Below are 10,054 nucleotides of genomic sequence, written 5' to 3'. Positions count from 1 at the left end.
CCCGGGGCCGCGGGGGGGGGGGGGGGGGGGGGCCGCCCCCGGGCCCCCCCCCCCCGGGGGGGGGGGGGCCCCCGGGGCCCCCCGCGCCCGACTGCACTGGTACTACGGGTTCGCTCTCAGCCCTCGTCGGACTTCTTGAGCGCCTCCATGGCCCGCTCGGTCACATCGGTGACCTTGCCGAGCGCGGAGATGGTGACCACCAGGTCCTGTGCCCTGTAGTAGTCGATGATCGGCTCGGTCTGCGTGTGGTAGACCTCGAGCCGGGTACGGACCGTTTCTTCGCTGTCGTCGTCGCGCTGGTACAGCTCGCCACCGCAGGTGTCGCAGACACCCTCGGTCTTCGGCGGGTTGTACGTCACGTGGAACACGTGCGCGCTCTCGTTGCGGCAGACGCGGCGGCCCGCGATCCGCTTCACGACCTCGTCCTCGGGGACCTCGAGGTCGAGAACCGCGTCCAGCTTTACGCCCTCGTCCTTGAGCATCACATCAAGGGCCTCGGCCTGACCCACGTTGCGCGGGAAGCCGTCGAGCAGGAAGCCGTTGACCGCGTCCGACTGGGACATGCGGTCCTTGGCCATCCCGATCGTGACCTCGTCCGGCACCAGCTGCCCCGCGTCCATGAAGGCGCGGGCCTGCTTGCCAAGGTCGGTGCCCTGGCTGATGTTGGCGCGGAAGAGGTCGCCCGTGGAGATGTGCGGAATCGACAGGTTCTTGGCAAGGTACGCAGCCTGCGTTCCCTTGCCGGCACCCGGCGGGCCGACGAGGACGATTCGCATCAGCGGAGGAACCCTTCGTAATTGCGCTGCTGGAGCTGACTCTCGATCTGCTTCACGGTTTCCAGACCCACACCCACGATGATCAGGATGCTTGTCCCGCCGAACGGGAAGTTCTGGTTGGCGCCACCGAAGCCTGCCAACGCCATCGTTGGCACAAGAGCGATCAGACCCAGGTACAGCGAGCCCGGCCAAGTGATCCTGTTGAGCACGTAGCTCAGGTACTCGGCAGTAGGTCGACCAGCCCGGATACCCGGGATGAAGCCACCATACTTCTTCATGTTGTCGGCGACTTCCTCGGGGTTGAACGAAATCGCCACGTAGAAGAAGGCGAAGAAGACGATCAACAGGAAGTACGCGGTGATGTAGTACGGGTGGTCGCCCTTGACGAAGTGGTCCTTGATCCAGGTCGCCCAAGCCGCTTGGGAGTTGGAGAACTGGACGATCAGGGCCGGGATGTAGAGCAGCGAAGAAGCGAAGATGACGGGAATCACACCCGCCTGGTTGACCTTCAGCGGGATGTAGGTGGACGTACCACCGTAAGACCTGCGGCCGATCATGCGCTTCGCGTACTGCACCGGGATACGGCGCTGGGCCTGCTCGACGAAGACCACGAGGGCCACCATCACGAAGCCGATCAGGATGACGGTGCCGAACTCGATCCAGCCGTCCGCGAGCTTGCCGCTCGTCTTGATGGCCCACAGGGCGCCGGGGAAGCTGGCGGCGATCGAGATGAACATCAGGATCGACATGCCGTTGCCGATGCCGCGGTCGGTGATGAGCTCACCGAGCCACATGACGGCGGCGGTGCCGGCGGTCATCGTGGTGACCATGACGATGGTCGTGAAGATCGAGTGGTTCGGGACGATCTGATCGGCGACGGGGCAGCCGCTGAACAGTGCGCCACTGGTGGCCGTGGCCACCAGGCCGGTGCCCTGGAGGATGGCGAGCGCGACCGTCAGATAACGCGTGTACTGCGTGATCTTTGCCTGGCCGGACTGCCCCTCCTTCTTGAGCGCCTCTAGTCGGGGAATCACCACGGTCAGCAGCTGAAGAATGATGCTGGCCGTGATGTACGGCATGATGCCGAGCGCGAAGATCGTGATCTGCAGCAGTGCACCACCGCTGAACATGTTCACCAGGCCGAAGAGGCTGTTGTTGCCCTTGCTTGCCTGATCAACACAGGTCTGGACGTTCTCGTAACTCACCCCCGGGACCGGGATGTGCGCCCCGAGCCGGTAGAGCACGATGATGCCGAGCGTGAAGAACAGCTTCTTGCGCAGGTCGGGCGTCTTGAACGCCCGGGCGAACGCGGTGAGCACGGTGCCTCCTGCGACCCCCGCGCAATGCGTAGAGGTGACGGTCTTGAGGATTGACGAATACGTAACAGTCAAAGGTCCCCGGGCGACTTGCGTCCAGGGCTTACCACAGCAACGGACGCCACCTTACCGGCGTACATGCCCCCCTAGGAACGACCAACCGGGGATGCCCCATATGAGAGGCATCCCCGGTCGGATGTTCAGGCCACCTATGTGTCCGAGTTGTCTCAGACCAGCTCGGTGACAGTGCCGCCGGCAGCGGCGATCTTCTCCTTGGCGGAGCCGGAGACGGCGTCAACCGAAACCTGCAGCGCCACGGAGATCTCGCCCTGTCCGAGGACCTTGACGAGGTGGTTGTTGCGCACCGCACCCTTGGCGACCAGATCGGCCACCGTGACCTCTCCACCCTCGGGGTAGAGCGTCGCGAGCTTGTCCAGGTTCACGACCTGGTACTCGGTGCGGAACGGGTTCTTGAAGCCCTTGAGCTTCGGGAGACGCATGTGGAGGGGCATCTGCCCGCCCTCGAAGCGCTCCGGAACCTGGTAGCGGGCCTTGGTGCCCTTGGTGCCACGTCCGGCGGTCTTACCCTTGGACGCCTCGCCTCGACCCACACGGGTCTTGGCGGTCTTGGCGCCCGGGGCAGGCCGGAGGTCGTGGGCCTTCAGCGGCTGGTTCTCCGCCATGTCAGTCGACCTCCTCAACCGTCACGAGGTGGCGGACGGTGTTAGCCATTCCGCGGAACTCGGGGCGGTCCTCCTTGACAACCACGTCGTGCAGGCGCTTGAGCCCGAGCGAACGCAGGGTGTCGCGGTGGTTCTGCTTGCTGCCGATGTACGACTTGGTCTGTGTGATCTTCAGGCGAGCCATCACATACCTGCCGCTCGGGCACGGAGCAGAGCGGCGGGGGCCACGTCCTCGAGGGGCAGACCACGGCGAGCCGCGATCTCCTCGGGACGCTGGAGACCCTGAAGGGCCGCCACCGTCGCGTGCACGATGTTGATCGGGTTCGAAGAACCGAGCGACTTCGACAGGATGTCGTGAACGCCGGCGCACTCCAGAACGGCGCGCACCGGGCCACCCGCGATCACACCGGTACCGGGGGAAGCAGGCTTGAGCAGGACAACGCCCGCAGCCTTCTCGCCCTGGATCGGGTGAGGGATGGTGCCCTGGATACGCGGAACCTTGAAGAAGCTCTTCTTGGCCTCTTCAACGCCCTTGGCGATGGCCGCGGGAACTTCCTTGGCCTTGCCGTATCCGACACCGACGCTGCCGTCACCATCGCCCACCACGACCAGCGCGGTGAAGCTGAAGCGACGACCACCCTTCACGACCTTGGCGACGCGGTTGATCGCGACGACACGCTCGACGTACGCGGTCTTCTCGGCGGCGCTGGCGCCACCGTCACGGCCCTTCCGGTCCCGCCGCTCGCCGCCACCGGCACCGCTTCCGCGGCGCTGGGGTCCAGCCATTGGAATTACCTCTCTCTGTTACGTCCGCTGTGCGTAGGAACCGGGGCTTAGAACTTCAGCCCGGCTTCACGGGCGGCGTCAGCCAGAGCGGCAATCCGCCCGGCGTACTGGTTGCCACCGCGGTCAAACACGACGGCCTCGACGCCTGCGGCCTTGGCGCGCTCGGCGACCAGGGCCCCGACCTGCTTGGCGAGGGCACTCTTGTCACCCTCGACGCCGCGGATGGAGGCGTCAAGCGTCGACGCCGACGCGAGCGTGTGGCCCGCGATGTCGTCGATGACCTGAGCGACCATGTGGCGGTTCGAACGCGTCACAACCAAGCGCGGACGCTCGGGCGAACCGGAGATGTGCTTCCGGACGCGGATGTGGCGGCGCTTGAGGGCGGCACGCTTGTAGGCGTCGCCCTTGGCGATCTTTACACCGTATGCCATGGCTTACTTACCCGCCTTTCCGACCTTGCGGCGGATAACCTCGCCGGCGTACTTGACGCCCTTGGCCTTGTACGGGTCAGGCTTCCGCAGCTTGCGGATCTTCGCCGAAACCTCGCCGACCTTCTGCTTGTCGATGCCCTCGACACTGAACTTCGTGGGCGACTCGACCTTGAAGGTGATGCCTTCGGGGGCCTCGATGAGGATCGGGTGGCTGTAGCCCAGGGCGAACTCCAGGTTGGAGCCCTTCGCCTGGACGCGGTAACCGACACCGCTGATCTCGAGCGCCTTGATGTATCCCTGGGTCACACCGGTGATCATGTTCGCCACCAGCGTGCGGGACAGGCCGTGAAGGGCCTTGTTCTGACGCTCGTCGTTCGGGCGGACGACGTTCAGAACGCCGTCCTCACCCTTGGTGACCTCGATCGGCGCGGCGACGGTGTGCGAGAGGGTGCCCTTGGGCCCCTTCACCGCGACCGTGCGGCCATCGATGGTGACGTCCACACCGGCGGGAACCTGGATGGGGAGCTTGCCGATTCGCGACATGAGCTTTTCCTCCGTTCCCGACTACCAGACGTAGGCGAGGACTTCCCCACCTACGCCCTTCTTGCTGGCCTGCTGGCCGGTCAGGAGACCGTGGGACGTGGAGATGATCGCCACGCCCAGGCCGCCGAGAACCTTCGGCAGATTGGTGGACTTTGCGTATACACGCAGACCCGGCTTCGAAATACGCTTGATGCCGGCGATCGAACGCTCGCGGTTCGGACCGAACTTCAGGTCGAGAACGAGGCTCTTGCCGACCTCGGCGTCCTCGACCTTCCAGCCGGTGATGAAGCCCTCCTGCTGGAGGATCTCCGCGATGTGCGACTTGATCTTGCTGTGCGGCATCTTGACGTCGTCGTGATACGCCGAGTTCGCGTTACGCAGACGCGTGAGCATGTCTGCGATGGGATCAGTCATGGTCATGAGTTGGCCTTCGGCCTCTCTCGCCGGGGTTTCCTGTATGCGCCATCCCTCTCCCCACTCAGTGGCGGGACGGGTGCGGTGCGGGGACCTACGGCGTAGTAAGTCGGTCTAGGGCGGCAGGCGCCCAACCACACAAGCCTACGGCATGTGGGGGCGGGCTCCTGCCGACCAGATACTTACCGAGAGCTTCCGGATAATCCCAACGCCCAAAGGGCGAAGGAGGATTACCAGGAGCTCTTGGTCACGCCCGGCAGCTCGCCACGGTGAGCCATCTCACGAAGGCACACGCGGCACAGGCCGAACTTGCGGTAGACGGAGTGGGGCCGGCCGCAGCGCTGGCAGCGGGTGTACCCGCGGACAGCGAACTTCGGCTTGCGAGCGGCCTTAGCGATCAGGGACTTCTTCGCCACGGTCAGTTCTCCTTGAACGGGAAGCCGAGGTGACGAAGGAGGGCACGACCCTCGTCGTCATTGGTCGCCGTGGTGACCACGGTGATGTCCATGCCCCGGACCCGGTCGATCTTGTCCTGGTCGATCTCGTGGAACATGACCTGCTCCGTGAGACCGAAGGTGTAGTTGCCACGGCCGTCGAACTGCTTCGGCGACAGGCCACGGAAGTCACGGATACGCGGAAGCGCGAGCGACAGCGTACGGTCCAGGAACTCCCACATGCGGTCACCGCGGAGGGTGACGTGGCAGCCGATCGGCTGCCCCTCGCGCAGCTTGAACTGCGCGATCGACTTGCGGGCCTTGGTGACGGCCGGCTTCTGGCCGGTGATCGTGGTGAGGTCGCGCACGGCGCCATCGATCAGCTTGGAGTCGCGGGCGGCGTCGCCCACACCCATGTTGACCACGATCTTGACCAGACCGGGGATCTGCATGACGTTCTCGTAGGAGAACTCCTCACGCAGCTTGCCGGCGATTTCCTCGCGGTAGCGCGTCTTGAGACGCGGCGCTGTGGTGGTAGTCATCAGATGTCCTCACCGGTGCGCTTGGCAACGCGGATCTTGTTGCCCTCGTCGTCAAAGCGGTAGCCGACGCGAGTAACGACCTTGTTGCCGTCCTTCTCAACAACCAGCTGCACGTTGCTGACGTGGACGGGGGCCTCGGTCGTCACAATGCCACCGGTCTGCGAACCGCGAGCGGTCTGACCGGCCTTCGTGTGCTTCTTGACCCGGTTGACACCCTCGACGAGGACGCGGTCCTGAGCAGGGTAGGCAACGATGACCTTGCCCTGCTTGCCCTTGTCCTTACCGGTGATGACCTGAACCAGGTCGCCCTTCTTGATCTTCATGCTTACAGCACCTCCGGCGCGAGCGAGATGATCTTCATGAACTTCTTCTCGCGCAGCTCACGGCCCACCGGGCCGAAGATACGGGTGCCGCGGGGGTCGCCGTCGTTCTTCAGAATGACGGCGGCGTTCTCGTCGAAGCGGATGTACGAGCCATCCTGACGACGACGCTCCTTGACGGTGCGAACGATGACGGCCTTGACGACGTCACCCTTCTTCACGTTGCCACCGGGGATCGCGTCCTTGACGGTGGCGACGATGACGTCACCGATGCCCGCGTAGCGGCGACCCGAGCCACCGAGAACACGGATGGTGAGAATTTCCTTCGCACCCGTGTTGTCGGCGACGCGCAGTCGCGACTCCTGCTGGATCACGTCTATCTCCTGATCGTCTGCCGGTTCCCGGCGGGGGCCGCTCCGTTACCGGAGCGAGCCCCCACCGAGCCTGGCGGAACCTGCCTGAGGGGAATGCCCCTCAGGAATTACTTGGCCTTCTCGAGGATCTCGACGACGCGCCAACGCTTCGTGGCGGACAGCGGCCGGGTCTCCATGAGGATGACACGGTCGCCGACGCCGGCGGCGTTCTGCTCGTCGTGAGCCTTGAGCTTGTTCGTACGGCGGATGACCTTGCCGTACAGCGCGTGCTTGACGCGGTCCTCGACAGCGACGACGACGGTCTTGTCCATCTTGTCGCTGACGACCAGACCCTCACGGGTCTTACGGAAACCGCGGTCAGTGTTCGTCTCAGTCACAGTCTTCTCGCTCATCAGACGCTCTCCACCGTCTCGATGCCGAGCTCGCGCTCACGCATCAGGGTGTAGATCCGGGCGATGTCCTTACGGACGGACTTGAGCCGGCCGTGGTTCTCGAGCTGACCAGTCGCCGCCTGGAAGCGGAGATTGAACAGCTCTTCCTTGGCCTCGCGGAGCTTGTTGAGGAGCTCCTCGTTGCCCAGCTCGCGCAGCTCGGACGTCTTGGTACCGGCCGACATCACGACTCACCTGCCTCGCGCCGAACAATCCGGCACTTCATCGGAAGCTTGTGAGCAGCGCGGGTGAGCGCCTCACGAGCAATCTTCTCGTTCGGGTAGGACAGCTCGAACATCACCCGACCGGGCTTGACGTTCGCGATCCACCACTCGGGAGAACCCTTACCGGAACCCATGCGGGTCTCGGCAGGCTTCTTCGTCAGGGGGCGGTCCGGGTAGATGTTGATCCAGACCTTGCCGCCACGCTTGATGTGACGGGTCATCGCGATACGAGCGGACTCGATCTGACGGTTCGTCACGTACGCCGGGGTCAGCGCCTGGATGCCGTACTCGCCGAACGCAACCTGCGTGCCACCCTTGGACATACCGCTGCGCTTCGGGTGGTGCTGCTTGCGGTGCTTGACCCTACGGGGGATCAGCATTTCGGTCAGGCCTCCGTTCCGGTGCTCTCAGCCGCCGGAGCAGCGGCGGACGCCTCGGCCTTGGGGGCCTCGGCGGCCGGAGCCGACTGCTGCGGCTTGCGGCCGCGACCGCCACGCTCGCCGCCACCGCGGCCACCGCGGCCGGCCGGACGGTCAGCGCCGCCACGGGCCGGGCGGTTGCCCGCACGGGCAGCAGCGTTCTCGGCGCGGACCTCGGCGATGTTCTTGACGTCGCCCTTGTAGATCCAGACCTTCACACCGATACGGCCGAAGGTCGTCTTGGCCTCGAAGAAGCCGTAGTCGACGTTCGCACGGAGGGTGTGCAGGGGCACGCGGCCCTCGCGGTAGAACTCCGAGCGGGACATCTCGGCGCCGCCGAGGCGACCGCCGCACTGGATCTTGATGCCCTTGGCGCCGGCCTTCATCGTGCTCTGCATGCTCTTGCGCATCGCACGACGGAAGGAGACGCGGGAGGAGAGCTGCTCGGCGACGGCCTGGGCCACCAGCTGAGCGTCCACCTCGGGGTTCTTGACCTCGAGGATGTTCAGCTGGACCTGCTTGCCGGTCAGCTTCTCCAGCTCGCCACGGATGCGATCGGCCTCGGCGCCGCGGCGACCGATGACGATGCCCGGACGGGCGGTGTGGATGTCAACGCGGACGCGGTCGCGGGTGCGCTCGATCTCGACCTTCGAGATGCCGGCCCGCTCCATGCCCTTCGTCATCATGCGACGAATGGCGACGTCTTCCTTGACGTAGTCCTTGTACAGCTTGTCGGCGTACCAACGGGACTTGAAGTCCGTGGTAATGCCGAGTCGGAACCCATGAGGGTTAACCTTCTGGCCCATTACCGGGTTCCTTCCTTGCTGCTGACGACCACGGTGATGTGGCTGGTCCGCTTACGGATCCGGTAGGCACGGCCCTGAGCACGCGGACGGAACCGCTTCAGGGTCGGGCCCTCGTCCACAAACGCCTCGCTGATGACCAGCGAAGAGGCGTCGGGGTGGTCGTAGTTGTGTGCAGCGTTGGCGATGGCGCTGTCAAGCACCTTGCCAACCGGCACGCTCGCGGCCTGCGGGGCGAAACGCAGGACCGCCTGAGCCTCCGTGGCATCCATGCCACGGATGAGGTCCACCACTCGGCGGGCCTTCATGGGCGTGACGCGGATGTACCGCGCCTGGGCCCTGGCTTCCATGGTTGTCCCTTCGGTGTGAGTCATAGTCGTTTCCACCCCGCGCTAGCGGCGCTTCGACTTCCGGTCGTCCTTGACGTGGCCGCGGAAGGTGCGAGTCGGCGAGAACTCGCCGAGCTTGTGGCCGACCATCGACTCGGTGACGAACACCGGGACGTGGATCTTGCCGTTGTGCACCGCGATGGTGTGACCCAGCATGGCCGGGATGATCATCGAGCGACGGGACCAGGTCTTGATGACGTTCTTGGTGCCGGCTTCGTTCTGTACGTCCACCTTCTTGACGAGGTGGCCGTCGACGAAGGGCCCCTTCTTGAGACTGCGCGGCATCTAAACCCGCTCCTAGCGCTTCTTGTTCGTCTTGCGGCGGCGGACGATGTACTTGCTCGATGCCTTCTTCGGCGAGCGAGTACGACCCTCCTTCTGACCCCACGGCGAGACCGGGTGACGTCCACCGGAGGTCTTGCCTTCACCACCACCGTGCGGGTGGTCGACCGGGTTCATCGCAACACCGCGGACGGACGGGCGAACGCCCTTCCAGCGCATGCGACCGGCCTTGCCCCAGTTGATGTTCGACTGCTCGGCGTTGCCGACCTCACCGATCGTGGCGCGGCAGCGGGCGTCGACCAGGCGGATCTCACCCGACGGCATACGAAGGTGGGCCATGGTGCCCTCCTTCGCCAGCAGCTGCACGGAGGCACCCGCGGAACGGGCGAACTTCGCGCCGCCGCCGGGCCGCAGCTCGATGGCGTGGATGGTCGTACCGACCGGGATGTTGCGCAGCGCCAGGTTGTTACCGGGCTTGATGTCGGCGGCCGGGCCGTTCTCGACACGGTCGCCCTGCGTCAGGCCGCGCGGCGCGATGATGTAGCGCTTCTCGCCGTCGGCGTAGTGCAGGAGCGCGATGCGCGCGGTGCGGTTCGGGTCGTACTCGATGTGCGCGACCTTGGCCGGCACGCCGTCCTTGTCGTGACGACGGAAGTCGATCACGCGGTAGGCGCGCTTGTGGCCACCACCCTGGTGGCGAACGGTCACACGACCGGTGTTGTTACGGCCGCCCTTGCTGTGCAGGGGGCGGACCAGCGACTTCTCCGGCGTGGACCGCGTGATCTCGACAAAGTCGGCGACGCTGGAGCCACGACGGCCCGGGGTCGTCGGCTTGTACTTGCGGATACCCATTTCTCAGTCCTCGTCCGATTCCGGACGACTCGACC

19 protein-coding genes are annotated in these 10,054 nt (G+C 65.2%); all 19 read right to left on the bottom strand.

What is annotated here, in order from left to right; translation table 11 throughout:
• Window positions 1-116 precede the first annotated feature (116 nt).
• The 19 genes from ACIQM0_RS21800 to rplB all read right to left on the bottom strand — a co-directional run bounded on the left by ACIQM0_RS21800 (window position 117) and on the right by rplB (window position 10,019).
• Window positions 117-776, bottom strand: a complete 660-nt coding sequence (locus ACIQM0_RS21800) for an adenylate kinase (RefSeq protein WP_363031406.1) — start codon at window positions 774-776, stop codon at window positions 117-119.
• Window positions 776-2,095, bottom strand: a complete 1,320-nt coding sequence (gene secY, locus ACIQM0_RS21795; protein ID WP_363031407.1) for a preprotein translocase subunit SecY — start codon at window positions 2,093-2,095, stop codon at window positions 776-778. Before secY ends, ACIQM0_RS21800 begins: the two co-directional genes overlap by 1 nt.
• A 224-nt stretch (window positions 2,096-2,319) precedes the next feature.
• A complete protein-coding gene (rplO, locus tag ACIQM0_RS21790; RefSeq protein WP_123461069.1) occupies window positions 2,320-2,775 on the bottom strand; it encodes a 50S ribosomal protein L15 in 456 nt (151 codons plus the stop codon).
• 1 nt (window position 2,776) lies between these two features.
• A complete protein-coding gene (gene rpmD, locus ACIQM0_RS21785) occupies window positions 2,777-2,959 on the bottom strand; it encodes a 50S ribosomal protein L30 (protein WP_024491595.1) in 183 nt (60 codons plus the stop codon).
• Window positions 2,959-3,561: a 30S ribosomal protein S5 gene (gene rpsE / locus ACIQM0_RS21780; RefSeq protein ID WP_123461068.1), complete on the bottom strand. Its 603-nt coding sequence runs from the start codon at window positions 3,559-3,561 to the stop codon at window positions 2,959-2,961. The genes rpmD and rpsE overlap by 1 nt, the downstream gene beginning before the upstream one ends.
• A gap of 47 nt (window positions 3,562-3,608) precedes the next feature.
• Entirely contained in the window at window positions 3,609-3,992 is a 384-nt protein-coding gene (gene rplR / locus ACIQM0_RS21775) for a 50S ribosomal protein L18 (protein ID WP_024491593.1), read from the bottom strand.
• A 3-nt stretch (window positions 3,993-3,995) separates the two neighbouring features.
• Entirely contained in the window at window positions 3,996-4,535 is a 540-nt protein-coding gene (gene rplF, locus ACIQM0_RS21770) for a 50S ribosomal protein L6 (RefSeq protein ID WP_207318317.1), read from the bottom strand.
• 21 nt (window positions 4,536-4,556) lie between these two features.
• A complete protein-coding gene (gene rpsH, locus ACIQM0_RS21765) occupies window positions 4,557-4,955 on the bottom strand; it encodes a 30S ribosomal protein S8 (RefSeq protein ID WP_024491591.1) in 399 nt (132 codons plus the stop codon).
• Window positions 4,956-5,179: 224 nt separating this feature from the next.
• Window positions 5,180-5,365: a type Z 30S ribosomal protein S14 gene (locus tag ACIQM0_RS21760; protein ID WP_362966939.1), complete on the bottom strand. Its 186-nt coding sequence runs from the start codon at window positions 5,363-5,365 to the stop codon at window positions 5,180-5,182.
• 2 nt (window positions 5,366-5,367) lie between these two features.
• Window positions 5,368-5,925, bottom strand: a complete 558-nt coding sequence (gene rplE / locus ACIQM0_RS21755; RefSeq protein WP_018550615.1) for a 50S ribosomal protein L5 — start codon at window positions 5,923-5,925, stop codon at window positions 5,368-5,370.
• Window positions 5,925-6,248 (bottom strand): 50S ribosomal protein L24, encoded by a 324-nt coding sequence (gene rplX / locus ACIQM0_RS21750; RefSeq protein WP_018550616.1) that lies wholly within the window; start codon window positions 6,246-6,248, stop codon window positions 5,925-5,927. The genes rplE and rplX overlap by 1 nt, the downstream gene beginning before the upstream one ends.
• A gap of 2 nt (window positions 6,249-6,250) precedes the next feature.
• Complete coding sequence (rplN, locus tag ACIQM0_RS21745) at window positions 6,251-6,619, bottom strand: 50S ribosomal protein L14 (protein WP_003966950.1); 369 nt, start codon at window positions 6,617-6,619, stop codon at window positions 6,251-6,253.
• A 107-nt stretch (window positions 6,620-6,726) separates the two neighbouring features.
• On the bottom strand, window positions 6,727-7,011 hold the full coding sequence (rpsQ, locus tag ACIQM0_RS21740; RefSeq protein ID WP_024494977.1) for a 30S ribosomal protein S17: 285 nt from the start codon (window positions 7,009-7,011) through the stop codon (window positions 6,727-6,729).
• Window positions 7,011-7,235, bottom strand: coding sequence for a 50S ribosomal protein L29 (gene rpmC, locus ACIQM0_RS21735; protein WP_024494976.1), 225 nt, complete (start codon window positions 7,233-7,235; stop codon window positions 7,011-7,013). Before rpmC ends, rpsQ begins: the two co-directional genes overlap by 1 nt.
• The gene (gene rplP, locus ACIQM0_RS21730; RefSeq protein ID WP_003966953.1) at window positions 7,235-7,654 is read right to left on the bottom strand and encodes a 50S ribosomal protein L16; all 420 of its coding nucleotides are present in this window, start codon (window positions 7,652-7,654) and stop codon (window positions 7,235-7,237) included. Before rplP ends, rpmC begins: the two co-directional genes overlap by 1 nt.
• Window positions 7,655-7,659: 5 nt before the next feature.
• Entirely contained in the window at window positions 7,660-8,499 is an 840-nt protein-coding gene (gene rpsC, locus ACIQM0_RS21725) for a 30S ribosomal protein S3 (protein ID WP_362966935.1), read from the bottom strand.
• Window positions 8,499-8,846 carry a 50S ribosomal protein L22 gene (gene rplV, locus ACIQM0_RS21720; protein WP_073733141.1) on the bottom strand — a complete coding sequence of 116 codons (348 nt, stop codon included), beginning with the start codon at window positions 8,844-8,846 and terminating at the stop codon, window positions 8,499-8,501. The genes rpsC and rplV overlap by 1 nt, the downstream gene beginning before the upstream one ends.
• 42 nt (window positions 8,847-8,888) lie before the next feature.
• Entirely contained in the window at window positions 8,889-9,170 is a 282-nt protein-coding gene (gene rpsS, locus ACIQM0_RS21715) for a 30S ribosomal protein S19 (protein WP_015610726.1), read from the bottom strand.
• 12 nt (window positions 9,171-9,182) lie between these two features.
• On the bottom strand, window positions 9,183-10,019 hold the full coding sequence (gene rplB, locus ACIQM0_RS21710) for a 50S ribosomal protein L2 (RefSeq protein ID WP_145765090.1): 837 nt from the start codon (window positions 10,017-10,019) through the stop codon (window positions 9,183-9,185).
• Window positions 10,020-10,054 lie beyond the last annotated feature (35 nt).

This window comes from Streptomyces sp. NPDC091387, assembly GCF_044756945.1.
GTDB lineage: Bacteria > Actinomycetota > Actinomycetes > Streptomycetales > Streptomycetaceae > Streptomyces.
This window is presented reverse-complemented; position numbering and strand designations above follow the sequence as displayed.

Bases quoted from the DNA above. Each gene is read 5' to 3' on its own strand.
- rpmC (WP_024494976.1), bottom strand. From the start codon at position 7,235: ATGTCGGCCGGTACCAAGACGTCCGAGCTGCGCGAGCTGGGCAACGAG.
- rplP (WP_003966953.1), bottom strand. From the start codon at position 7,654: ATGCTGATCCCCCGTAGGGTCAAGCACCGCAAGCAGCACCACCCGAAG.
- rplX (WP_018550616.1), bottom strand. From the start codon at position 6,248: ATGAAGATCAAGAAGGGCGACCTGGTTCAGGTCATCACCGGTAAGGAC.
- rpmD (WP_024491595.1), bottom strand. From the start codon at position 2,959: ATGGCTCGCCTGAAGATCACACAGACCAAGTCGTACATCGGCAGCAAG.
- rpsC (WP_362966935.1), bottom strand. From the start codon at position 8,499: ATGGGCCAGAAGGTTAACCCTCATGGGTTCCGACTCGGCATTACCACG.
- rplO (WP_123461069.1), bottom strand. From the start codon at position 2,775: ATGGCGGAGAACCAGCCGCTGAAGGCCCACGACCTCCGGCCTGCCCCG.
- rpsE (WP_123461068.1), bottom strand. From the start codon at position 3,561: ATGGCTGGACCCCAGCGCCGCGGAAGCGGTGCCGGTGGCGGCGAGCGG.
- rplR (WP_024491593.1), bottom strand. From the start codon at position 3,992: ATGGCATACGGTGTAAAGATCGCCAAGGGCGACGCCTACAAGCGTGCC.
- rpsS (WP_015610726.1), bottom strand. From the start codon at position 9,170: ATGCCGCGCAGTCTCAAGAAGGGGCCCTTCGTCGACGGCCACCTCGTC.
- rpsQ (WP_024494977.1), bottom strand. From the start codon at position 7,011: ATGAGCGAGAAGACTGTGACTGAGACGAACACTGACCGCGGTTTCCGT.
- rplB (WP_145765090.1), bottom strand. From the start codon at position 10,019: ATGGGTATCCGCAAGTACAAGCCGACGACCCCGGGCCGTCGTGGCTCC.
- rplF (WP_207318317.1), bottom strand. From the start codon at position 4,535: ATGTCGCGAATCGGCAAGCTCCCCATCCAGGTTCCCGCCGGTGTGGAC.
- ACIQM0_RS21800 (WP_363031406.1), bottom strand. From the start codon at position 776: ATGCGAATCGTCCTCGTCGGCCCGCCGGGTGCCGGCAAGGGAACGCAG.
- rplE (WP_018550615.1), bottom strand. From the start codon at position 5,925: ATGACTACCACCACAGCGCCGCGTCTCAAGACGCGCTACCGCGAGGAA.
- rplV (WP_073733141.1), bottom strand. From the start codon at position 8,846: ATGGAAGCCAGGGCCCAGGCGCGGTACATCCGCGTCACGCCCATGAAG.
- rpsH (WP_024491591.1), bottom strand. From the start codon at position 4,955: ATGACCATGACTGATCCCATCGCAGACATGCTCACGCGTCTGCGTAAC.